The 21,498-nt window shown below is 64.2% G+C and carries 22 protein-coding genes; 7 read left to right on the top strand and 15 right to left on the bottom strand.

Annotated features, from left to right (window positions below; translation table 11 throughout):
• Positions 1–6: 6 nt before the first annotated feature.
• Positions 7–864, top strand: coding sequence for a bile acid:sodium symporter family protein (locus V1479_RS07340; RefSeq protein ID WP_368802325.1), 858 nt, complete (start codon positions 7–9; stop codon positions 862–864).
• Between the two features lie 4 nt (positions 865–868).
• Here V1479_RS07340 and glcF read toward each other — a convergent pair whose 3' ends face one another.
• From glcF to V1479_RS07320, 4 genes are read right to left on the bottom strand one after another with little or no spacing between them, the layout of a single operon-like run.
• The gene (gene glcF, locus V1479_RS07335; RefSeq protein WP_368802324.1) at positions 869–2,200 is read right to left on the bottom strand and encodes a glycolate oxidase subunit GlcF; all 1,332 of its coding nucleotides are present in this window, start codon (positions 2,198–2,200) and stop codon (positions 869–871) included.
• Between the two features lie 5 nt (positions 2,201–2,205).
• Complete coding sequence (locus V1479_RS07330) at positions 2,206–2,583, bottom strand: DUF4870 family protein (RefSeq protein WP_173186859.1); 378 nt, start codon at positions 2,581–2,583, stop codon at positions 2,206–2,208.
• A 45-nt stretch (positions 2,584–2,628) separates the two neighbouring features.
• Complete coding sequence (gene glcE, locus V1479_RS07325) at positions 2,629–3,834, bottom strand: glycolate oxidase subunit GlcE (RefSeq protein ID WP_368802323.1); 1,206 nt, start codon at positions 3,832–3,834, stop codon at positions 2,629–2,631.
• A 36-nt stretch (positions 3,835–3,870) separates the two neighbouring features.
• Complete coding sequence (locus V1479_RS07320) at positions 3,871–5,367, bottom strand: FAD-linked oxidase C-terminal domain-containing protein (RefSeq protein WP_368802322.1); 1,497 nt, start codon at positions 5,365–5,367, stop codon at positions 3,871–3,873.
• 109 nt (positions 5,368–5,476) lie between these two features.
• Between V1479_RS07320 and V1479_RS07315 the strand changes: the two genes are divergently transcribed.
• Both V1479_RS07315 and V1479_RS07310 read left to right on the top strand, forming a co-directional pair.
• Complete coding sequence (locus tag V1479_RS07315) at positions 5,477–6,253, top strand: (Fe-S)-binding protein (RefSeq protein WP_368802321.1); 777 nt, start codon at positions 5,477–5,479, stop codon at positions 6,251–6,253.
• A complete protein-coding gene (locus tag V1479_RS07310) occupies positions 6,247–6,990 on the top strand; it encodes a metallophosphoesterase family protein (protein WP_368802837.1) in 744 nt (247 codons plus the stop codon). The genes V1479_RS07315 and V1479_RS07310 overlap by 7 nt, the downstream gene beginning before the upstream one ends.
• A 51-nt stretch (positions 6,991–7,041) precedes the next feature.
• Here the strand turns inward: V1479_RS07310 and V1479_RS07305 are convergent, their stop codons facing one another.
• Positions 7,042–7,182, bottom strand: coding sequence for a hypothetical protein (locus V1479_RS07305; RefSeq protein ID WP_173186863.1), 141 nt, complete (start codon positions 7,180–7,182; stop codon positions 7,042–7,044).
• 251 nt (positions 7,183–7,433) lie between these two features.
• Between V1479_RS07305 and hisS the strand changes: the two genes are divergently transcribed.
• The 3 genes from hisS to hisG all read left to right on the top strand — a co-directional run bounded on the left by hisS (position 7,434) and on the right by hisG (position 11,209).
• Positions 7,434–8,996, top strand: coding sequence for a histidine--tRNA ligase (gene hisS, locus V1479_RS07300; protein ID WP_368802320.1), 1,563 nt, complete (start codon positions 7,434–7,436; stop codon positions 8,994–8,996).
• Between the two features lie 226 nt (positions 8,997–9,222).
• Complete coding sequence (locus V1479_RS07295) at positions 9,223–10,341, top strand: ATP phosphoribosyltransferase regulatory subunit (protein ID WP_368802319.1); 1,119 nt, start codon at positions 9,223–9,225, stop codon at positions 10,339–10,341.
• Between the two features lie 172 nt (positions 10,342–10,513).
• Positions 10,514–11,209, top strand: a complete 696-nt coding sequence (gene hisG, locus V1479_RS07290) for an ATP phosphoribosyltransferase (protein WP_368802318.1) — start codon at positions 10,514–10,516, stop codon at positions 11,207–11,209.
• Between the two features lie 305 nt (positions 11,210–11,514).
• Here the strand turns inward: hisG and V1479_RS07285 are convergent, their stop codons facing one another.
• From V1479_RS07285 to V1479_RS07245, 9 genes are all read right to left on the bottom strand, one after another.
• Positions 11,515–11,895, bottom strand: coding sequence for a DoxX family protein (locus V1479_RS07285; RefSeq protein WP_173186867.1), 381 nt, complete (start codon positions 11,893–11,895; stop codon positions 11,515–11,517).
• 133 nt (positions 11,896–12,028) lie between these two features.
• On the bottom strand, positions 12,029–13,420 hold the full coding sequence (gene fumC / locus V1479_RS07280) for a class II fumarate hydratase (protein WP_173186869.1): 1,392 nt from the start codon (positions 13,418–13,420) through the stop codon (positions 12,029–12,031).
• A 78-nt stretch (positions 13,421–13,498) separates the two neighbouring features.
• Positions 13,499–13,933 (bottom strand): YqaA family protein, encoded by a 435-nt coding sequence (locus V1479_RS07275; RefSeq protein WP_368802317.1) that lies wholly within the window; start codon positions 13,931–13,933, stop codon positions 13,499–13,501.
• A 40-nt stretch (positions 13,934–13,973) separates the two neighbouring features.
• Complete coding sequence (locus tag V1479_RS07270) at positions 13,974–15,365, bottom strand: MATE family efflux transporter (protein ID WP_368802316.1); 1,392 nt, start codon at positions 15,363–15,365, stop codon at positions 13,974–13,976.
• 330 nt (positions 15,366–15,695) lie between these two features.
• On the bottom strand, positions 15,696–15,875 hold the full coding sequence (locus V1479_RS07265) for a CsbD family protein (protein WP_368802315.1): 180 nt from the start codon (positions 15,873–15,875) through the stop codon (positions 15,696–15,698).
• Between the two features lie 214 nt (positions 15,876–16,089).
• The gene (groL, locus tag V1479_RS07260) at positions 16,090–17,733 is read right to left on the bottom strand and encodes a chaperonin GroEL (protein WP_368802314.1); all 1,644 of its coding nucleotides are present in this window, start codon (positions 17,731–17,733) and stop codon (positions 16,090–16,092) included.
• A gap of 74 nt (positions 17,734–17,807) precedes the next feature.
• Positions 17,808–18,104, bottom strand: coding sequence for a co-chaperone GroES (gene groES / locus V1479_RS07255; protein ID WP_173186877.1), 297 nt, complete (start codon positions 18,102–18,104; stop codon positions 17,808–17,810).
• 173 nt (positions 18,105–18,277) lie between these two features.
• Positions 18,278–19,492: a BaiN/RdsA family NAD(P)/FAD-dependent oxidoreductase gene (locus V1479_RS07250; protein ID WP_368802836.1), complete on the bottom strand. Its 1,215-nt coding sequence runs from the start codon at positions 19,490–19,492 to the stop codon at positions 18,278–18,280.
• A 6-nt stretch (positions 19,493–19,498) separates the two neighbouring features.
• Positions 19,499–20,206, bottom strand: coding sequence for a type 1 glutamine amidotransferase (locus tag V1479_RS07245; RefSeq protein ID WP_173186879.1), 708 nt, complete (start codon positions 20,204–20,206; stop codon positions 19,499–19,501).
• Positions 20,207–20,294: 88 nt separating this feature from the next.
• Here V1479_RS07245 and V1479_RS07240 point away from each other — a divergent pair, with 88 nt between their 5' ends.
• Positions 20,295–20,933 (top strand): hypothetical protein, encoded by a 639-nt coding sequence (locus V1479_RS07240; RefSeq protein ID WP_173186881.1) that lies wholly within the window; start codon positions 20,295–20,297, stop codon positions 20,931–20,933.
• Between the two features lie 3 nt (positions 20,934–20,936).
• Here the strand turns inward: V1479_RS07240 and V1479_RS07235 are convergent, their stop codons facing one another.
• Positions 20,937–21,434, bottom strand: a complete 498-nt coding sequence (locus tag V1479_RS07235) for a GyrI-like domain-containing protein (RefSeq protein ID WP_368802313.1) — start codon at positions 21,432–21,434, stop codon at positions 20,937–20,939.
• Positions 21,435–21,498 lie beyond the last annotated feature (64 nt).

The raw sequence follows: 21,498 nt of genomic DNA, 5'->3' as shown, positions 1-21,498 counted from the left end.
ATAAACATGCTTCTGACAGTATTCCTGCCGCTTGCGCTGGCAATCATCATGTTCTCGCTGGGTCTCGGCCTGACCCTGGCTGACTTTCGGCGCGTATTGCTGCAGCCGAAGGCCTTTGCCATCGGTGCGGCCTCGCAACTGATCCTCATCCCGATCGTCGCTTATGCTCTGGCGGTAATCTTTAACCTGCCGCCGGAGTTAGCGGTCGGCATCATGATCCTGTCGCTGTGCCCCGGCGGCGTAACCTCCAACGTCCTGACAAAATACGGCAAGGGCGACCTCGCACTTTCGATCTCGCTGACAGGCATCATCAGCCTGGTGGCGGTGGCGACTGTGCCGTTTCTGGTTGCGTTTTTCGCGGACCGCTTCATGGGCCTCGACGCGCCGGCAGTCGACGTGACGGCGCTCGGGCTTTCGATGTTCCTCATCACCGCGGTGCCGGTGATCCTTGGCATGCTGCTGCGCGGGTTCGCGAGCGGCTTCGCGCAAACGATCGAACGCGCTGTGGAGAAGATCGCGCTGGCGTTATTCGTCATCGTGGTTGTAGGCGCCGTCGCCACCAACTGGCGGCTACTCGTCGAGAACCTCTACGCGCTCGGCCCGGTGGTGGTGATTCTCAACGTGCTGCTGCTGGCCCTCGGACTGGGCCTTGCCCGTCTGTTCTCGCTCAGCCGCGATGAAGCAACGGCGATCTCCATCGAGACCGGTATCCAGAACGCCACACTGGGCATCACCGTCGGCTCGCTGATCGTCGAGCAGGCTACGGCGCTGCCGCCGTTCAGCCTGCCGTCGGGCGTCTACGGCATCACCATGTATGTGGTGTCGATCCCGTTCGTGCTGTGGCGGCGGCGCCTGGCTGGCTGACGGTTCAGGCAGCCACCTCGGGCGAAGGCGCTATTGCATCCGGCAGCATGGCCGGCTTCGGTCCGCCCCAGGCCCAGTCGAGAAGCTGGACGGTATGGATCACCGGCAGCTCGGAGCCGGAGGCGATCTGCGTCATGCAGCCGATATTGCCTGTGGCGACCGCCACCGCGCCGGTCGCCTCGATGTTCCTGACCTTGCGATCGCGCAGCGTGCGCGAGATTTCAGGCTGCAGGATATTGTAGGTGCCGGCAGAGCCACAGCACAGATGCCCCTCCGCCGGCTCCCTGACGACGAAGCCCGCGCGCGCCAACAGGTCCTTCGGCTGGCGCAGGATTTTCTGGCCGTGCTGCATCGAGCAGGCGGAGTGGTAGGCGACGGTCAGGCCCGGACGTGTGTCGGGTTCCGGCAGATCGAGGGTCGCGAGATACTCCGTGATGTCCTTCGCCAACGCCGACACACGTGCAGCCTTTTCCGCATAGGCCGAATCGAGGCGGAGCATGAAACCGTAATCCTTGATCGTGGTGCCGCAGCCCGACGCAGTGATGATGATGGCATCCAGCCCGCCGGCTTCGATCTCACGCGTCCAGGCCTCGACATTGCGCCGTGCCGCAGCCAGCGCGTCATCCTCGCGGCCCATGTGATGGACCAGGGCACCGCAGCACCCCTCCCCCACTGGCACGACAACCTCGACGCCGAAGCGCGCGAGAAGCCGCGCGGTCGACGCGTTGATGCCGGGGTCCAGCACCGACTGCGCGCAGCCAGCAAGTATGGCGACGCGGCCGCGTCGTTGGACGCCCTGTGCCGGGGCGGTCGACACCGCGTCCTGCTTTGCCGGCACGGAAGAAGGTGCCAGCCTCAGCATGGCCGCAAGCGGCTTAAGCGGCCGGACCTTGTCGAACAGCCCCGCGAACGGCCGGCCAAAACGCGCGAGCCCGAGCGCGAACCGGAAACGCGCCGGATAGGGCAGGACCGCCGCCAGCACCGCGCGGATCGTGCGGTCGAGGAACGGCCTGCGGTAGGTCTGCTCGATATGCGCACGAGCGTGATCGACGAGGTGCATGTAGTGCACGCCCGACGGGCACGTCGTCATGCAGGAGAGGCACGAGAGGCAGCGGTCGATGTGGGTGACGATCTCCTCGTCCGCGGCCCTGCCGTTTTCCAGCATGTCCTTGATTAGGTAGATGCGCCCGCGCGGGCTATCCAGCTCGTTGCCGAGCGTCACATAGGTGGGGCATGTCGCCGTGCAGAACCCGCAATGCACGCATTTGCGCAGAATCTGCTCCGATTCGGCGACATGCGCGTCGGCAAGCTGGGCGAGGGAAAAGTTGGTCTGCATTCGAACTAGATCAGCCAGCTTTGCGGGTTCTTGATCGGCTCGCTGCGGCCGATGGCCTGTAGCCCGATCACGATGCGCACGATTGCCCAGACCGCAGTCGCAAGCGCCGTCAGGAACCCGATGGCGACGAACAGCAGCAGCAGCGAAATGAAGCCGAACAGAAGACCGATCCAGAAGGTGCGGATTGCCCAGGTGTAATGGGTTTCGACCCAGGCGGGCGACTTGCCGCGGTTGAGGTAGGCGAGAACGATACCCACCAGCGTGGTGATGCCGATCACGAAACCGACGATGTAGCAGATATAGATCACCTGCACGTTCTTCGGGCCCGGGTCGAGCCAGCCATCCGTGCTGCGCGGCACCGGGTTCATGTTCGGATCGGACATTGCGTGATCTCCCTGTGAGAACGGATCGAAGCTGTCATGGACCGGTTAGGCATTCAACCGTCCGGGATTGAGGATGCCTTTCGGATCGAACTGATCCTTCAGGCGCTGCGAAAGCGCGGCAAGCGCCGGCGGCTGTGGCTGGAAGACCGGCACGGCGGCGCGGACAGACGGCGCGGCACGGACCAGCGTCGCGTGGCCGCCGCCGTGGCGGGCGATCAGATGCCGCAGCGCATCGGCCTCGGGGTCGCCCTCCATGCGCAGCCAGACGAGGCCGCCCTGCCAGTCATAAAAGGCATCGACCGCAGCCCCCATGCGCAACGCCATGACCATGCGGTGACCGTCCGACGGTGCCATCGAGACGCGCCAGACCGGGCGCTGGGTTCCATCGGCGAAGGGCAGGCAATCGCGGATTTCGCGCCAGACGCGGCGCGACTGTTCTTCCTCCAGCCGCTCGTGCGTTCCATGGCCTGAAAGAAGAGCAGCAAGCCGCTCGAAACGGTAGGCGACCGAGGGGCCGAACCCTTCGAGGCGCAAAAGGGTGGAGCCCTGGCCCGCCAATGCTCCATCGAGCACGCGGCTTGTCACGCTTTCGGGCAGGTGGGCCGCACCGGCAACCTCGCCGCTCGATCCCATGGCTATCGCCATAGCCTCGGCAGCCTGTTCCTCGGTCAGCCCGCGCAGCACAAGCGTCGCTTCGGTCTCTGCCGCGGGCAACACCTTGAAGGTCACGTCGGTGACCACTGCCAGCGTGCCCCACGAGCCGGCCATCGCCTTGGAAAGGTCGTAGCCGGTGACGTTCTTGACCACCCGCCCGCCCGACTTGAAGGCCTCTCCGCGCCCCGAAACGGCGTGCACGCCGAGGATATGATCACGCGCCGCGCCCGCCTTGAGGCGGCGGGGGCCGGCAAGGTTGGCCGCAAGCACGCCGCCGATGGTGCCCCGGCCGGGCTCGACGCCCAGCAGCGGCCCGTAATCCATCGGCTCGAATGCGAATTCCTGGCGGTGCTGCGCCAGCAGCGCCTGCAACTCGGCCAGCGGTGTGCCCGCGCGCGCCGACAGCACCAGCTCCTCGGGTTCGTAGAGCGTCACGCCGGTGAGACGCGACAAATCCACCGCATGTTCCGTCTGCGCCGGGCGGCCGATCCCGCGCTTGGAGCCCTGCCCCAGCACTTCAAGCGGCGTCTCCTCGGAGACGGCCCAGCGAATTGCCTCGAGCGTTTCGTCGGCTGTATCGGGGGTGAATGTCGTCATGCCTGTCTGTCAATCTGGCCGGGCCGTGCGCCTATCTCAAAACCTCGGAATGTCCGGGAACGCCACCTGTCCGCGATGGACGTGCATGCGGCCGAGTTCGGCGCAGCGGTGGAGTTGCGGGAACACCTTGCCGGGGTTGAGCAGGTGGTTCGGGTCGAAGGCGCATTTGACCCTGATCTGCTGATTGAGGTCATCCTCGGAGAACATCTCCGGCATCAGGTCGCGCTTTTCGACCCCGACGCCATGCTCGCCCGTCAAGACCCCGCCGACCTTGACGCACAGGCGCAATATGTCGGCACCGAACGCCTCGGCGCGCTCAAGCTCGTCGTCCTTGTTGGCATCGTAGAGAATGAGCGGATGGAGGTTTCCATCACCAGCATGGAAGACGTTGGCGACGCGCAGCCGGTATTTTTCCGAAAGCTCGCGCATGCCCGCCAGCACCTTCGGCAGTTCCTTGCGCGGGATCGTGCCGTCCATGCACAGATAGTCGGGGGAGATGCGGCCGACTGCCGGAAAGGCCGCCTTGCGGCCGGCCCAGAATGCCATGCGCTCCTCTTCGGAGGTGGATATACGGCAGGTGGTCGAGCCATTGCGGCCGGCTATCGCCTCCACCTCGGCAATCAGGTGGTCGACCTCGGCGCCCGGTCCGTCGAGTTCCACGATCAGCAGCGCTTCCACGTCGAGCGGATAACCGACCTGGACGAAGTCCTCCGCCGCCTTGATGGCCGGGCGGTCCATCATCTCCATGCCGCCGGGAATGATGCCGGCGCCGATGATGTCGGCGACGCACTGGCCCGCCTGTTCACTGGACGGGAAGCCGAGCAGCACGGCGCGGGCCGTCTCGGGCTTCTTCAGGATGCGCACGGTAACCTCCGTCACCACGCCCAGCAGCCCCTCCGAACCGGTCATGATGCCGAGCAGGTCGTAGCCCTCCGCGTCGAGATGCTTGCCGCCGAGCCGCACCACCTCGCCATTCATCAGCACCATCTCGACGCCGATCACGTTGTTGGCCGTCAGCCCGTATTTCAGGCAGTGCACGCCGCCGGAATTTTCCGCGACATTGCCGCCGATCGAGCAGGCGATCTGCGAGGACGGGTCCGGCGCGTAATAGAAACCTTCGTGCTGGACGGCGTTGGTGATGCCGAGATTGGTGACGCCCGGCTGCGCCGTGACGGTGCGGTTGGCGTAGTCGATGTCGAGGATGCGGTTGAAGCGGCTCATCACCAGCAGCACCGCATCGCCCAGCGGCAGCGCACCTCCCGACAGCGAGGTGCCCGAGCCGCGCGGCACGACACGGATATTGCGGTCGGAGCAATATTTGAGGATGCGCGCCACCTGCGCCGTCGTCTGCGGCAGCACCACCACCAGCGGAAGCTGCCGGTAGGCCGTCAGCGCATCCGTCTCGAACGGACGCATCGCGTTTTCGGTGTCGACCACGCCCTCGCCGGGCACGATGATGCGCATATCGGCGACGATCTCGTCGCGCCGCGCAAGCGTGGCCGTATCGAGGGCTGGCATGGCAAGGCCGGACATGACTTCCTCCTTCCTCCCGGCGGGGCCTTCCGCCAGCGAAGCACAGTCCTTATAACCAGCTCACGCGCCGCGGGTAGTGTAAAATCCGCAACCGCGACAGGCAAATAGTGTGCAGACGGGACCAATTTTGCGGCAAACCAGTTCAAAACCGCCGCGAGTCGGCCTGTTCGTCACGTGTCTTGTCGATCTGTTTCGACCGAGCGTGGGTTTCGCGGCGGTCAAGCTGCTCGAGGATGCCGGCTGCATCGTCGAGGTGCCGGCAGCGCAGAGCTGCTGCGGACGGCCATCGCGCGGCGTTGCCGATGCGGCCGACGCCCGTGCGGCTGCCGAAGCAACCATCCGCGCCTTTGAGGATTTCGACTATGTGGTGGCGCCCTCGGCAAGCTGTGCCGAGACGCTGGTGGCCTATCATGCGGATCACTTTGCGAGCGATGAAGTGTGGGCAAAACGCGCGCAAGCGTTCTGTGCCAAGGTGCACGAGCTGGTCGCCTTTCTGGTCGACGTGATGGGGGTTTCGCGCGTGGATACGCGGCTTCATGGCAGCGTGACCTATCAGGACGCGTGCGGCGGCGGGCTCGCGCCGCAGCCGCGCCGGCTGCTCGCCTCGGTGGACGGGCTGGCGCTCCGGGAGATGGACGGCGCTGCCACCTGCTGCGGACTTGGCGCCGCCGGCTGTGCCAGCCTGGCGGGCAAGGCTGCGGCGCAAAAGGCTGCCAGCATCCGTGCTGCCGGCGCGGGCATGCTGCTCGCCGGCGATCTCGGTTGCCTGATGGGGCTGGCAGGGCGCCTCAAGCGCGACGGATCGGCGGTGGAAGTTCGACACGTGGCCGAGGTGCTGGCAGGGATGAACGACACGCCGCCGATCGGCGCGGGAGGCGCATCATGAACGAAGGCGTACATTTCCTGGATGCGGCTGCGCCGGACGGCATGAGGCTCTACGCCATCGGCGACGTGCATGGCCGTTTCGACCTGCTGACGCGCATGCACGCACTGATTGCCGACGAGCTCGAGCGGGACAGACCGTCGGATTGGCGCATCATCCACCTTGGCGATTATGTCGACCGCGGGCCGCAATCCGCGCAGGTGCTGGACTTCCTGGTCGAGGCGACCGCGCGCGACGAACGCGTCCTCGCACTGATGGGCAACCACGACGAAGGCATGCTGGACTTTCTCGCCTCCCCCGCAGACTCGGAGCTGTTCGTGCGCTACGGCGGCTTCGACACCGCCGCCTCATACGGCGTGGTGCTGGACGTGCAGACGCCGCAGGCCCGCGCCGACAGCCACCGGCGGCTGCTTGCTGCGATGCCGGACGCGCATCCGCTTTTTATCCGCGACCTGCCGCGCTCGATCTCGTTCGGCGATTTCTTCTTCTGTCACGCCGGCGTGCGACCCGGCGTGGCGCTCGACGCGCAGAGCCCGCACGACCTGATCTGGATTCGGGGCGAGTTCCTCAACCATCCCGGCCTGTTCGAGAAGGTCGTGGTGCACGGCCACACGCCGCATCACGAGCCGCAGGTGATGGGCAACCGTGTCAACGTCGACACGGCCGCGTTCGACACCGGGCGGCTGACCGTGCTCGTGGTCGACGGAATGCAAAAACGGTTTCTGGTGGCTGAAGCCTAGAGCAGCGCGCGTTCTAAAGCGCGTAGCTCCAACCGAGTTTTCTTAGCCAGATTAGCGCGTCGCCATGGTGACGCCGTAGCCGTCGACGGCGATGTGATCGCCTGCCGCGTCGGCGGCATAGATGCCCGCGCCCCACATCAGGATGCCGGAGAGCATGAATACGGACAGGATAACGGCTTTCACGGGCGACATCTCGGTTGGTTTTCCGATGTTATAGCTTCGACAAAGTTACGATCCGGTTTCGGGCCGGCTTCGTTCGGAACGCGCTGATAGGGCTGGCGTTCCACAAACGCCATATCCATTTGGTACGTTCCCTGGGGATTCGGCTGAGCGTTGCTGAAATGCAACGTACCTGCCGCCCTTGCCGCTCCGGACCTTATCGGCTAGGAAACCGGCGCTCCCCGCCGGGGATGCATTCTCCAAGACAGACGGACGGAAAAACCATGGCTGACAAGGCGGACAGGATGAAGGCGCGGCTCCCGCGAGGCTTCGTCGATCGCCATGCGGCCGACATCCGCGCCGTCGATGCGATGACCGCGCGCATCCGCGAAGTCTACGAGCTCTACGGTTTCGAGCCGGTCGAGCAGCCGATGGTGGAATACACCGACGCGCTCGGAAAATTCCTGCCAGACCAGGACCGCCCGAACGAAGGCGTCTTCTCCTTCCAGGACGATGACGAACAGTGGCTGTCGCTGCGCTACGACCTGACTGCCCCGCTGGCGCGCTTCGTGGCGGAAAACTTCGAACAGTTGCCGAAGCCGTACCGGTCGTACCGGCAGGGCTGGGTGTTCCGCAACGAGAAGCCCGGCCCCGGCCGCTTCCGCCAGTTCATGCAGTTCGATGCCGACATCGTCGGCACGCCGGGCGTGGCGGCGGATGCCGAAATGGCGATGATGATGGCCGACACGCTGGAGGCCGTGGGCATCAAGCGCGGCGACTACGTGATCCGGGTGAACAACCGCAAGGTGCTCGACGGCGTGCTTGAGGCGATCGGGCTGGGCGGCGACGAGAATGCCGGACGCCGGCTCACCGTGCTGCGCGCCATCGACAAGCTCGACAAATTCGGGTCGGACGGGGTGAGGCTCCTGCTGGGCAAAGGCAGGCTCGACGAGAGCGGCGATTTTACCAAGGGCGCGGGGCTGGATGAGGATCAGACAGCATTGGTCCTGTCCGTCGTCACTGGCGTGCCTCGAGAGCTTCTGAAAGGGCCTGTCCCGCGTGATATGTGGGATGGCGTTCAGAATCAGATGGACAAAACCGGCCGCCCTCAGACCGGTTGGCGAATTTCTCGCGACTTCGACTCAGATATCCTCAACGAGGGGCTGTCGGAACTCGCGATAATTGATCGCTTAGTAATTGATTCAGGCTACCTAGATCGCATCAGGATTGATCCCTCCGTCGTCCGCGGTCTCGAATACTACACCGGCCCGGTCTACGAGGCCGAGCTGCTGTTCGAGGTGCCCAACGAGAAGGGGGAGATCGTGCGCTTCGGTTCCGTGGCGGGCGGCGGGCGTTATGACGGGCTGGTCTCGCGCTTTCGCGGCGAGCCGGTGCCGGCGACGGGCTTTTCCATCGGCGTCTCGCGACTGACCGCGGCGCTCAAGAATCTCGGCAAGCTCGACGCTTCCGACGTCGTCGCCCCCGTCGTCGTCCTCGTCATGGACAAGGACACCGAGGCGCTCGGCCGCTATCAGAAGATGGTCGCCTCGCTGCGCCAGGCCGGCATCCGCGCGGAGATGTATCTCGGCGGCTCGGGCATGAAGGCGCAGATGAAATATGCCGACCGACGCGGCAGCCCTTGCGTCGTCATTCAGGGCGGCGACGAGCTGGAAAAGGGCGAGGTGCAGATCAAGGACCTCGTCGCCGGCGCGAAAGCCGCCGAGGCGATCACCGATAACACCGAATGGCGCGAAAGCCGGCCGGCGCAGTTTTCCGTGCCCGTGGATGAATTGGTGGAGGCGGTGCGCAAGGTGCTGGCGGATCAGGCGGCGGAGCGGGACCAATGATTGCAGAGGCCGGCGTCCTGTCGCGCCCCCCTCTGTCCTGCCGGACATCTCCCCCACAAGGGGGGAGATCAGCCGACTGCACGGCTTTCGCCAATCGTCGGCGTTGGAGAGAAGGTGAAGGATGCGAAGCTGCCGATCTCCCCCCTTGTGGGGGAGATGTCCGGCAGGACAGAGGGGGGCAACGTAGAGCGCAAGCCTCTGCCTCGACCATTACGCAGGTCAACCCATGACCGCCCTGCCCTCATTCGCGCCCGACATCCTCGCACTGTTTTCCGAACGCGGGGCCGGGCTGATCGACGTGCCGACCATCCAGCCCGCCGATCCATTCCTCGACATGGCCGGCGAGGATCTGCGCCGCCGCATATTCCTGACCGAAAGCGAGACCGGCGAGGCGCTGTGCCTGCGGCCCGAATTCACGATTCCCGTCTGCCTCGACCATATCGCCAGCCGCGCTGGCACGCCGCGCCGCTACGGCTATCTGGGTGAGGTGTTCCGCCAGCGCCGCGAGGGGGAGGCGGAATTTTTCCAGGCCGGCATCGAGGACCTCGGCGAGGCCGACATCGCCACCGCCGACGCCCGCTCGATTGCCGACGCCCATGCCCTGCTGGCACGCACCCTGCCCGGCAAAACGCTGACCGTAACGCTGGGCGACCAGCGCGTGTTCGAGGCGGTGCTGGCGGCGCTCGGCCTGCCGCGCGGCTGGCAGAAGCGCCTGGCGCGCGCTTTCGGTTCGCGCGAGCAACTTGCAGCCGCGCTCGACGATCTGGCCAACCCGTCCCAGCGCGCGGCGCCCGCCGAGGCGGTGGCCGATTTCGTATCCGAGGGCGACATCGACGGCCTTGCCGGCCATGTCGGCGTGCTGATGGAACAGTCCGGGCTTTCGGCGAGCGCCGGGCGCACGCCCCAGGAAATCGCGCGGCGGCTGATCGAGAAGGCCGAGCTGCGCAGCGTGCGGCTTTCGAAGGACGCCTTCGACGCGCTGAAGCGGTTCCTTGCGATCCGCGTGCCACTGGAAGAGGCGGCCGGCGCGCTCGGCGGTTTCGCCGGCGAGGCAGGCGTATCGCTGGGTGCCGCGCTCGACCTGTTCGGCGCGCGGGTCGAGGCGCTTCGGGCGCATGGACTGGCAACAGGCAGCGTCGACTACGATGCAAGCTTCGGCCGACCGCTCGACTATTATACCGGCCTTGTCTTCGAAATTTCGGCCGCTGGTGGCGCTAAGCCACTCGTTGGTGGCGGGCGCTACGACCGGCTGCTCACGCTTCTCGGCGCCGCGAACCCCATTCCCGGCGTCGGCTTCTCCGTCTGGCTCGACCGCATCGCGGCGCTGCGGGGAGAGACGGCATGACCCGTCGGCGTATGGCTTCTTACGTTCCTACCCCCACCCCTTACCCCTCCCCACAAAGAGGAGGGGGGCATCAGCGCCTCAGAATCTCCCTCCCCCTTGTGGGGAGGGGTGAGGGGTGGGGGTATGCAATCCGCCAACCCGCGAGGATAGAGTCGAAGGAAAGGGGGGCGGCATGACCATCACCCTCGCACTGCCTTCCAAAGGCCGCCTCAAGGATGAGGCAATGGCCGCGCTGAACCGCGCCGGGCTGGTGGTCGTGCAGCCGGAAGACGAGCGCCGCTATCGCGCGCGGGTCGAAGGTCGCGACGACATCGAAGTCGCTTTCCTCTCCGCGTCCGAAATCGCCCGTGAGCTCGGCGCAGGCACAGTCGATCTCGGCGTGACCGGCGAGGACCTCGTGCGCGAAACCATACCGGAATGGGAAAAGCGCGTGTCGGTCGGCGCGCGGCTCGGTTTTGGCCGCGCAGACGTGGTCGTTGCCGTGCCCGACGCCTGGCTCGACGTCGACACCATGGCGGACCTTGACGACGTCGCCGCCGATTTCCGCCAGCGGCATGGCCGTCGCCTGCGCATCGCCACCAAATACTGGCGGCTGACCCAGCAGTTCTTTTCCAGCCAGCACGGCATTCAGGTCTATCGCATCGTCGAGAGTCTCGGCGCGACCGAGGGTGCACCGGCGGCCGGTTCGGCGGACGTGATCGTCGACATCACCACGACCGGCTCGACGCTGCGCGCCAACCACCTGAAGATACTGGAAGACGGCGTCATACTGCGCTCGGAAGCGTGCCTCGTGCAATCGCTGAAGGAGCGGAGCAACGCGGATGCCGCTACCCTCGATGGCGTGCTGAAGGCGGTGAACGGTCTGTAAGTAGGTGCGTCCTTCGAGGCTCGCGGAGCCTGTCCTCGGGCTTGCCAAAGGCAAGACCCGGGGGCTCGCACCTCAGGATGAGGATGGTTAGCAAAGCTCGCGGGCTAGAGGATCTTTCCATTGGCCCGTATCGAGCCCACTTTGAGCGGATTCGATCAGCCCACCTCCCTCATCCTGAGGTGCGAGCCCGCAAGGCCGCTTGCAAATTCGCTATGTCCTTTCGAGGGCGAGCCTCGAAGGACGCACAATAAAAAAGGCCCGGATCGCTCCGGGCCTCTTCGTATCCGCCTTGGGAGGGTTTGGGATCAGCGGCGGCCGGAAACCGACAGCGCGCCCGGGCCCGCGACCGACAGGGCAAGGAAGCCGCCGGCGATCGCGAAATTCTTGAAGAAGTTGTTGAACTCGTTCATGTCGGCCCAGTTGGTGTGGCCGAGCAGTGCCGAGCCGATCGAGAAGGCGGCAAGAGCATAAGCTGCATAGCGCGTCTGGAAGCCGACGAGAACGGCCAGTCCACCAAGCACCTTTACGGCGATGACGATCCACGTAACGAGCATGGGTGCGGGCAAGCCGATTGAGCCCATGAAGCCGGCGAAGCCGCCAGGAGCGAAAATCAGCGGGATGCCGGAAGCGAGGAACAGCGCGACGAGAAAGATGCGCGCGACGAGTAGTACGAGGTCGTTTGACATTGGCAGGTAACTCTCCGGGTTTCGTTCCACCCAAATAGACTATCTGTGCGCTGCAACAATCCGCAGAGCTGCAAACTCAGTGTTCATTGATTGCGAACGGCACCGAAAATTCCGTTCACAATCTCTGGGTGCCTCACCCCGGCTGCGTCATCGCCTCGGGCCGTACGATGGAATCGTACTCTTCCGCCGTCACCAGCCCCGTGGCCAGCGCTTCCTCGCGAAGTGTCGTGCCGTTCTTGTGCGCGGTCTTGGCGATCCTAGCCGCATTGTCGTAGCCGATCTTCGGCGCCAGTGCCGTCACCAGCATCAGCGATCGCTCCACGCCGGCCTTGATGTTGTCCACACGCGGCTCGATCCCGACGACGCAATTGTCGGTGAAGGAGACCGCTGCATCCGCCATCAGCCGCACCGACTGCAGGAAGTTGTAGGCCATGACCGGGTTGAACACGTTCAGTTCGAAATGGCCCTGGCTGCCCGCAAAGGTGAGCGCCGCGTGGTTGCCGAAGACCTGTACGCAGACCTGCGTCAGCGCCTCGCACTGGGTGGGATTGACCTTGCCCGGCATGATCGACGAGCCGGGCTCGTTTTCCGGCAGCGCCAGTTCGCCAAGGCCCGAACGCGGACCGGAACCGAGGAAGCGGATGTCGTTGGCTATCTTGAACAGCGACGCCGCGACCGCGTTGATCGCGCCATGGGAGAATACCATCGCGTCGTGGGCTGCGAGCGCCTCGAACTTGTTGGGCGCGCTGGTGAATTCGAGCCCGGTGATCGCGGCAATGCGCGCGGCGACCTTCTCGGCAAAGCCGACAGGTGCATTGAGGCCGGTGCCTACGGCCGTGCCGCCCTGCGCGAGCTGCATCAGGCCCGGCAGGGTCTGTTCGATGCGAGCGATTCCGTTTTCGACCTGCTGCGCATAGCCGGAAAACTCCTGGCCGAGCGTCAGCGGTGTTGCATCCTGTGTGTGGGTGCGGCCGATCTTGATGATGTCGCCCCACATCTTTGCCTTTGCGTCCAGCGCGCCGTGCAGCTTCTTCAGCGCCGGCAGCAGCCGGTGCACGATCTCCTCCGCGCAGGCGATGTGCATCGCCGTCGGGTAGGTGTCGTTGGACGACTGGCTCATGTTGACGTGGTCGTTGGGATGGACCGGCTTCTTGGAGCCCATCTCGCCGCCGAGCATCTCGATTGCCCGGTTGGAAATCACCTCGTTGGCATTCATGTTCGACTGGGTGCCCGAGCCCGTCTGCCAGACGACCAGCGGGAAGTGATCGTCCAGCTTGCCATCGATCACCTCTTGCGCGGCATCGACGATCGCCTTGCCGAGCGCCGGGTCGAGGCGGCCGAGGTCCATGTTGGCCTCTGCAGCAGCCTGCTTGACGATGCCGAGCGCGCGCACGATCGGCTGCGGCTGCTTCTCCCAACCGATCCTGAAATTGCCGAGCGAGCGCTGCGCCTGCGCGCCCCAATATTTTCCGGCATCGACCTCGATGGGGCCGAAGGTGTCGGTTTCGGTGCGGGTTTTCGTCATTGTCGGTCTCCTTATTCAGAGCCGTCCGTGGCTTGCTCGTCCGTAGGGGGCTGGCGTGGCCGGCATTAAATCTGGTGCTCAGATCAGGTCGATCAACCAGAGCAAGGCTGCATAGCGCGCCGTCTTGGCAAAGGCCACAACGATCAGGAACAGCCATAGCGGTGTGCGCAGGATGCCGGCCATGACCGTCAGCGGGTCGCCGATGATCGGAACCCATGAAAGCAGAAGCGTCGGCCAGCCCAAACGTCGATACCAGTCTGACGCACGGTCCAGTTGCTCGGGCGTTGCCGGAAACCAGCGCCGCCCGGCACACAGGGCCGCGAACCGGCCTAGCATCCAGTTGACACATGAGCCAACGACGTTGGCCGTCGACGCAACTGCCAGCAAAAGCCAGCCCGGTGCGACCTGCGAAAGGTGCAGGCCAATCAGCGTTGCCTCCGAGGATCCGGGCAGCAACGTGGCGGAGCTAAAGGCGGACAGCGCCAGCACAAGGAGCCAGGAACTATCCGCCACGTGTCACGCTCAACCCTTCCTTCGCCCTACCCGGGCCGGTTCACGATCTAGCAGCCCGCAACACACCCCAACGATAGCCGGTTGCGGCCTGGGTATAGGCCAGCAGGCCCAGAGCAAGCAGGAGCATAAGCCCTTCCGAGGTCGGTCCGGCGTACCAGATACCCCACTCTCCAATCGCAAATGGCAGAGCGATAGTCAGCGGGATCGTGAAACAGTAGGTTCGCGTCACGCTCAGGAACAGCGCCCGTCGCGCATCGCCAATCGCCTGGAAATACCCGGAAAGCATCATCATCGGTCCGGCGACGACATAGAGCATGATCGTAACCGGCAGAATGCGCCCAACCTCCGCGATGGTGGCCGGATCGTCGACGAAGATACCGCCGATCACCGGCGCGAAAAGCAGCATCGCGACCTCGAAGGTAAGGCAATAACCCAGCGCCACCACGAGGCCGAGCCTCAAGCCGGCATCCGAACGCGACCAGAGCTGCGCCCCGAAATTGTTGCCAACGATCGTCTGCATGGCCATGTTGAGGCCCAGCAGCGGCATGAAGGCAAATGTCATGATGCGGGTGATGATGCCATAGGCCGCGACCGTTGCTGCATAATCTTCGCCGGACCAGCGCTGGACGGAAAGGATCACTGCCGCAGCCGTCAGCGAGATGCCGATGAAGCTAAGACTCTGCGGCGCGCCAAGCGCCAGGAACGATCCCCAATGCGCGCGCCAGTGCCGCACGGAAAGCACGCCGTAGCGAAGCGGCGTCCTGCCCCTCGTCCGATAGACCACCACGATCGCCAGCGCGATAATTTGCGCAAGCACGGTGCCGATTGCGGAGCCGGCAACGCCATAGCCGAACTCGACAATAAGCAGGTAGTTCATGACGATGTTGGCGAGGGAAGTGACGAGGCTAGCCACGGTCATCAAGCCAAGCCGTCCTTCGCTGCGCAACGCATCGCCATTGATGGACAGGACGAACATCAACGGAGAGCTCCATATGACGATCGCGATATAGGTGTAGCCCATGGCTGCAAGCGACGGCGAACCATCTGCAAGGCGGTTGACCAGAGGCTCTCCGCCCAGCCAGAAACAGGCGATCAGCACCGCGCAGACCAACAGCGCAAGGCCGTGCGCGCCGGCAAAGACCACACGCGTGGCGCCGATATCGCCCGCGCCGAAGGTGCGGGCCAGCACGCTTGCCATACCGCTCGCGACGAGTGTCGAAAGTGCCGCCAGCAGCATGAATGCCGGAAACATCAGCGTTACGGCGGCCAGTGCATCCGCGCCGACGAATTCGCCGAGGAACCAGGCATCGATCACGGTCTGCAGACCGTTCGTGCTCATGATGAGAATGATGGGAAGTGCAGTCTTGATGAAAAGCGGGCCCAATGGGCCATGCAGGAACGCGTTTTGACGCGACGGTTCAGGCGTCGTCATGTGGTCGTCTCCAGATCGCATCGACGGAGAGCGAATGGGGCTCGCATTGCCATTGTTGCCGATGCGTCGGTTACGACGAGCGTGTCGGAGAGGCTTCACCTTGGCTTTCGCCGCGAGCGGCCGGCGCCTCTTGCCGCGGCGGTGGGTAGCGGGCAGCGTCAAAGCTGTCAATGGTTCTGGTTGGCAGTGTCTCCGGCTGCACGCGCTGCAATCCCGGTGGGGTCGGGGAGCAGCTATCGCGTCGGCTCGTACCTCTTACCGGCGGCTGTCCGACACGAAAAAAGGGAGCGATCGCATCGCTCCCTGTCTTTGCCTGACGGTAAGGCGGGTTCAGAGCGCCTTCTTGACCTTTTCCTTGGCGTCACCAAAGCCCTTCTGGACCTTGCCGGCCACCTTTTCGGCCTTGCCCTTGGCTTCGGTCTTCTTCGAGCCAGTGGCTTTGCCGACGGCTTCCTTGGCCGAACCCGTGGCCTGCTTTGCGACACCTTTGACCTGATCCTTATTGACCATCTGCCTGGTTCCTTTCGAACAACCGCACGCTTGCGGCGTCAGACAACGGCAGGACAGGATTTTGGTTGCTTGGGCACAAAAGAAAAAGGGGGCGACATTGCTGCCGCCCCTTCGTATTCTCAAGCTTTATAGACTTCCTAGAAGTCCATGCCGCCACTCAAGCCCGCTTGACGGGCTTGAGATTCTCAAGTGATGGGCGAGCTTTATGGACTTCCTAGAAGTCCATGCCGCCCATGCCACCCATGCCGCCGCCGGGCATCGCAGGAGCTGCCGATTCCTTCTTCGGAGCTTCGGCGATCATGGCCTCGGTGGTGACTAGCAGACCGGCAACCGAAGCCGCGTCCTGCAGCGCGGTGCGCACGACCTTGGTCGGGTCGACGATACCGTTGGAGATCATGTCGCCGAACTCGCCCGTCTGGGCGTTGTAGCCATAGGTCTGCGACTTGTTCTCGAGGATCTTACCGACGATCACGGAAGCTTCGTCACCGGCGTTGGTCGCGATCTGGCGGGCCGGAGCCTGCAGAGCACGGCGAACGATGTTGACGCCGGCGTCCTGATCGGCGTTCTCGCCCTTGGCCTTGAGGTTGTGGGAAGCGCGCAGCAGCGCGGTGCCGCCGCCAGGAACGATGCCTTCCTCAACGGCCGCGCGGGTCGCGTTCAGGGCGTCATCGACGCGGTCCTTCTTTTCCTTGACCTCAACCTCGGTCGCACCGCCGACGCGGATGACGGCCACGCCGCCAGCCAGCTTCGCCAGACGCTCCTGGAGCTTCTCGCGGTCGTAGTCGGAAGAGGTCTCCTCGATCTGCTGCTTGATCTGGGCAACGCGGCCCTGGATCTCGCCCTTCTTGCCGGCGCCGTCGACGATGGTGGTGTTCTCCTTGGAGATCGACACCTTCTTGGCGCGGCCGAGCATGTTGAGGCCGACATTTTCGAGCTTGATGCCGAGGTCTTCCGAGATCACCTGGCCGCCGGTGAGGATCGCGATGTCCTCCAGCATGGCCTTGCGGCGGTCGCCGAAGCCCGGAGCCTTGACGGCAGCGATCTTGAGACCGCCGCGCAGCTTGTTGACGACGAGCGTGGCCAGAGCCTCACCCTCGACGTCCTCGGAGATGATGAGGAGCGGCTTGGAGGTCTGAACGACTGCTTCCAGCACCGGCAGCATTGCCTGCAGGTTGGAGAGCTTCTTCTCGTGCAGCAGGATGTAGGCGTCTTCCAGCTCGGCAACCATCTTGTCCGGGTTGGTGACGAAGTACGGCGACAGGTAGCCGCGGTCGAACTGCATGCCTTCGACGACTTCGAGCTCGGTCTCGGCGGTCTTGGCTTCCTCGACGGTGATGACGCCTTCGTTGCCGACCTTCTGCATGGCGGCGGCGATCATCTCGCCGATTTCCTTCTCGCCATTTGCCGAGATGGTGCCGACCTGAGCAACCTCTTCCGAGGTCTTGATCTTCTTGGTGGCCTTGGCAAGCTGGGCGACGACGTCGCTGACAGCGAGGTCGATGCCGCGCTTCAGGTCCATCGGGTTCATGCCGGCAGCAACGGCCTTGTGGCCTTCCTGAACGATCGCCTGAGCCAGAACGGTCGCGGTGGTGGTGCCGTCACCGGCGATGTCGTTGGTCTTCGAGGCCACTTCGCGCACCATCTGGGCGCCCATGTTCTCGAACTTGTCTTCCAGCTCGATCTCCTTGGCGACGGTGACGCCGTCCTTGGTGATGCGCGGGGCGCCGAACGACTTGTCGATCACGACGTTGCGGCCCTTGGGGCCGAGCGTGACCTTCACAGCGTCGGCGAGAATGTTGACACCGCGCAGCATGCGCTCGCGGGCGTCACGGGAGAATTTTACGTCTTTGGCAGCCATGTTGAGCTCCTGTTTTCACGGCTGGTCGCCTTGGCGAACCGGCCATCGTGAACCTGAATTCGGGTTTGGTCGGATTAGCCGATGATGCCCATGATGTCGGATTCCTTCATGATCAGAAGGTCTTCGCCATTGAGCTTCACTTCGGTGCCGGACCACTTGCCAAACAGGACGCGGTCGCCGGCCTTGACGTCGAGCGGCACGAGCTTGCCGGCCTCGTCACGAGCGCCGGAACCGACGGCGACAACTTCGCCTTCCTGCGGCTTTTCCTTGGCGGTGTCCGGGATGATGATCCCGCCGGCGGTCTTTTCCTCGGATTCGACCCGACGAACGACCACGCGGTCATGGAGCGGGCGGAATTTCGACTTTGCCATGTCTCTGGTGTCCTCGATAAGGATAGGTTAAGGGGTTCCCTCCGTCCGGCTGGGCCGGATCGCGGTTAGCACTCACCTGAAGAGAGTGCTAACATGACCGGTGAGATAGTCACTGCGCCCGGGCGAGTCAAGAAGATCGACTCGCGTCTTGGTTAAGGGCCGTGCGGTTTTACTTAATGCGCCGTACCGCGTTCGGCGATAGCCGTCCCGGTGGCCCAGCCCGACGACCACGCCCACTGAAAATTGTACCCGCCCAGCCAGCCGGTCACGTCGACCACCTCGCCAATGAAATAGAGGCCATCGGCCCCCTTCGCTTCCATCGTGCGCGAGTTCAGGCAAGCCGTATCCACGCCGCCCAAAGTCACCTCGGCGGTTCGGTAGCCTTCTGATCCGACGGGATACAGCTCCCATCCGTGAAGCGCCTGCGCGATCGACAAGAGCTTCCGGTCGCTTGCCTCACCGAGGGTTCCCGACCAGCCATGCGTCTGCGCCAGATACGACGCCAGCCGCTTCGGCAGGATTTCCCCCAGCGCGTTTGCGATGCTTCGTCGCGCGTTCTCCCGTTTGGCATCCAGCAGGACGCGAGCGAAGTCTACGTCCGGCAGCAAGGCTATGCTGATCGGCTGTTTCTCACGCCAGTAAGACGAAATCTGCAGGATGGACGGGCCGGAAAGGCCGCGGTGGGTGAACAGCAAAGCCTCTTTGAAGGCGGCCTTGCCGCAGGAAACGCGCGCATCGACCGCCACACCGGCGATCTCGCGGAAACCGTCCAGCATGTCCTCGCCGAATGTCAGCGGCACCAATGCGGGTCGCGTTTCGGTGACGGCAAGCCCGAACCGCTCCGCGATCTGATAGCCCAACCCCGTCGCGCCCATCTTGGGAATAGACTTCCCCCCGCAAGCGACCACGAAGTGGCGGCATCGCACCTTGCCCGCGCCATCGCCCGCCAGCACAAGCGAAAACCCCGCATCCGTTCGTTCGACCGTACCGAGGCTTGTCTTGAGCCTGATCTCGCAACCGACCTGCGCCATCTCATCCAGCAGCATCGCTATGATGTCCTTGGCGGAATGGTCGCAGAAGAGCTGCCCGAGTGTTTTCTCGTGGTAGGCGATGCCGTGCTTTTCCACCAGCGTGATGAAATCGTGCTGCGTGTAGCGGCCTAAAGCCGACTTGGCGAAATGCGGATTTTGCGAGAGGAAGTTGCGGGGGCTTGAGCCCAGATTGGTGAAATTGCAGCGACCGCCGCCTGAGATTCGAATTTTTTCGCCTGGCGATTTTGCATGATCGATGACAAGGACGCGACCGCCGCGCGCAGCGGCATGAATCGCACACATCATGCCCGCCGCGCCCGCGCCGAGGATGACGGTATCGAAATTTTCGGTTCGCATCACGGGTTAAGGCGCTGCGATGGTGCGCACCCAGTTGCGGGCGATGGTCATGCCGGCAGCGTCGGCCTGCGGCCCGTGCAGGGCGGCCTCAGCCGGGTGCCGCTCGGCCCAACCAGGCTGGAGATCGGCCAGCAGCGTCGCGAATGCATCGCTCCATTGCTCGACCATTGGCCGGTCGGCCTCGAAATGAAACTGCATGCCATAGGCCGCGCGGCCAACCCTGAAAGCCTGATTTTGAACGTCGAGATTGCCGGCAAGCCGCACGGCACCGCCGGGCAACATGAATGTATCGTCGTGCCACTCGAAGGTGCGAAAGCGCTCACCCACGCCTTCAAAGATCGGGTCGGCAACGCCATCGCCCGTCAACTCGACCTCGCGCCAGCCGAACTCGGTCGCCCCGCCTACGATATTCTGCCCACCATAGGCGCGAGCGAGAAGCTGACTACCAAGGCAAATGCCCAGCACGGACCGATCGGCTTCGGAGAAATCGCGCATCAGATCGCACAGTGCGGGAAGCCACGGGCACACATCGTCGGCCAGCGCATTTTGCGCGCCACCCAGCACGACCAGTGCGTCGTAGCCATTCGCGCCGTCCGGCAGCGGCTCACCCTTGTCGGCGCGGATCGTCTCGACGCTTGCATTGGCTTCGTCGAGCGCAATCGCCACCTGTCCAAGGCTCGCACCCTCGAAATTCTGGACAACAAGAACGTGCATGGAAGCTTCCGGCTTTTTTTTCGGGTGGTGTCGAAGACTGCGCGGAGCGATAGCATGGCGCGCGCGACGCAGGAAAGGGAGGCTGCTTGTGCCACTGCAGAACCGGGTCGACCCTGCCGGTGAGATCGTCGCGACGCCGGCGCGGGGTCTCTTCACAGGCAATCGCGGCGTCATTCACGATCCAGCGTCGAAGACGCTTCTTTCGCGACGGTGGACGACCAAAGCGTGGATCGTCTGCACATTGGAACACCCGCACGGAACGCGGCGGGAGCCGATGGGGCGCAACAGTCCTTCCAGGGGAGCAGGCTGGACCGAACTCTTCTTCCTCGACGAGGTGACGGCGCTGGCTGCGGGCCACCGGCCCTGCTTCTATTGCCGGCGCGACGCTGCGCGAGATTTCCAACGGTTCTTCGCCAGGGGCAACGGTCTTGCCACTGCAACGGCGCCTGAGATCGACAGCCTGCTGCACGCCGAAAGGCACGCCGTCACCGGCGAGAAGCCACCGCTGCAGCAAGACCAGATCCGCCAGCTTCCCGACGGCGCGGCAATCGTGGCCAATGCAGGGATATTTGCACTCCGAGCCGGACTGGCTCTGCCATGGAGCTTCAGCGGGTATGGGGAGCCCCGGGCCTTGCCTGCGCATGCCCGGCTCCTCACGCCACGATCCACAATCGCGGCGTTGCGAGCAGGCTATGCGCCGGCATGGCATCCCAGCGCACTGCCTTGACGGTCAGTCGGCGACCTTGATGGCGACCGTCGTCACCAGGTCTTTCGGATCTTCGACTTCGGCAGGGTTGTTTTCGTAGATTTCGATGCGGGCAGCGAAGCGGTCGCCCTCCGGAGTTTCCTGCGTGTCCCAGCGGACACCCTTTTCCTTCGCCCAACCGACCAGAACAGCGTTGACATCGACGAGCGCGTCATAGGGTCCGGTCCATTTGACCTGAGCATAGTGGCCTGCCGGCAGCATGGCTGCGGTGATCTCTCCGCCTGAATCGATCTCTCTGGCCACCGGTACAGCGAACTCGACGTCCAACATTCCACCCATGTCGATGAGATTGTACTTGAAGAACGCAGCGCCGACCGGCTCCACTCCGTTCGCGCCAAGCCATCCGAACAGCTTCTGGAACGCCCGGTCCACCGCCGGCTTCATCGCGCCAAGCGAAACACGCTCTCGCACGGCGACGTATGGCTGCGGACCACGCTCGACGATTTCCGGCAAAGTGAGCATCGCATTCTTCTCCTTTGTTTGCGTGACTGCCCACTCAGGACGTTTGCGGCGGGTGCGAACCGAC

The sequence above is a fragment of the Neoaquamicrobium sediminum genome, from assembly GCF_040970315.1.
GTDB lineage: Bacteria > Pseudomonadota > Alphaproteobacteria > Rhizobiales > Rhizobiaceae > Aerobium > Aerobium sediminum.
The sequence above is the reverse complement of the archived record's forward strand: the minus strand, read 5'-3'. Positions and strand labels throughout refer to the sequence as shown.

Bases quoted from the DNA above. Each gene is read 5' to 3' on its own strand.
- V1479_RS07340 (WP_368802325.1), top strand. From the start codon at position 7: ATGCTTCTGACAGTATTCCTGCCGCTTGCGCTGGCAATCATCATGTTC.
- glcF (WP_368802324.1), bottom strand. From the start codon at position 2,200: ATGCAGACCAACTTTTCCCTCGCCCAGCTTGCCGACGCGCATGTCGCC.
- V1479_RS07330 (WP_173186859.1), bottom strand. From the start codon at position 2,583: ATGTCCGATCCGAACATGAACCCGGTGCCGCGCAGCACGGATGGCTGG.
- glcE (WP_368802323.1), bottom strand. From the start codon at position 3,834: ATGACGACATTCACCCCCGATACAGCCGACGAAACGCTCGAGGCAATT.
- V1479_RS07320 (WP_368802322.1), bottom strand. From the start codon at position 5,367: ATGTCCGGCCTTGCCATGCCAGCCCTCGATACGGCCACGCTTGCGCGG.
- V1479_RS07305 (WP_173186863.1), bottom strand. From the start codon at position 7,182: ATGTCGCCCGTGAAAGCCGTTATCCTGTCCGTATTCATGCTCTCCGGC.
- hisS (WP_368802320.1), top strand. From the start codon at position 7,434: ATGGCTGACAAGGCGGACAGGATGAAGGCGCGGCTCCCGCGAGGCTTC.
- V1479_RS07295 (WP_368802319.1), top strand. From the start codon at position 9,223: ATGACCGCCCTGCCCTCATTCGCGCCCGACATCCTCGCACTGTTTTCC.
- hisG (WP_368802318.1), top strand. From the start codon at position 10,514: ATGACCATCACCCTCGCACTGCCTTCCAAAGGCCGCCTCAAGGATGAG.
- V1479_RS07285 (WP_173186867.1), bottom strand. From the start codon at position 11,895: ATGTCAAACGACCTCGTACTACTCGTCGCGCGCATCTTTCTCGTCGCG.
- fumC (WP_173186869.1), bottom strand. From the start codon at position 13,420: ATGACGAAAACCCGCACCGAAACCGACACCTTCGGCCCCATCGAGGTC.
- V1479_RS07270 (WP_368802316.1), bottom strand. From the start codon at position 15,365: ATGACGACGCCTGAACCGTCGCGTCAAAACGCGTTCCTGCATGGCCCA.
- V1479_RS07265 (WP_368802315.1), bottom strand. From the start codon at position 15,875: ATGGTCAATAAGGATCAGGTCAAAGGTGTCGCAAAGCAGGCCACGGGT.
- groL (WP_368802314.1), bottom strand. From the start codon at position 17,733: ATGGCTGCCAAAGACGTAAAATTCTCCCGTGACGCCCGCGAGCGCATG.
- groES (WP_173186877.1), bottom strand. From the start codon at position 18,104: ATGGCAAAGTCGAAATTCCGCCCGCTCCATGACCGCGTGGTCGTTCGT.
- V1479_RS07250 (WP_368802836.1), bottom strand. From the start codon at position 19,492: ATGCGAACCGAAAATTTCGATACCGTCATCCTCGGCGCGGGCGCGGCG.
- V1479_RS07245 (WP_173186879.1), bottom strand. From the start codon at position 20,206: ATGCACGTTCTTGTTGTCCAGAATTTCGAGGGTGCGAGCCTTGGACAG.
- V1479_RS07235 (WP_368802313.1), bottom strand. From the start codon at position 21,434: ATGCTCACTTTGCCGGAAATCGTCGAGCGTGGTCCGCAGCCATACGTC.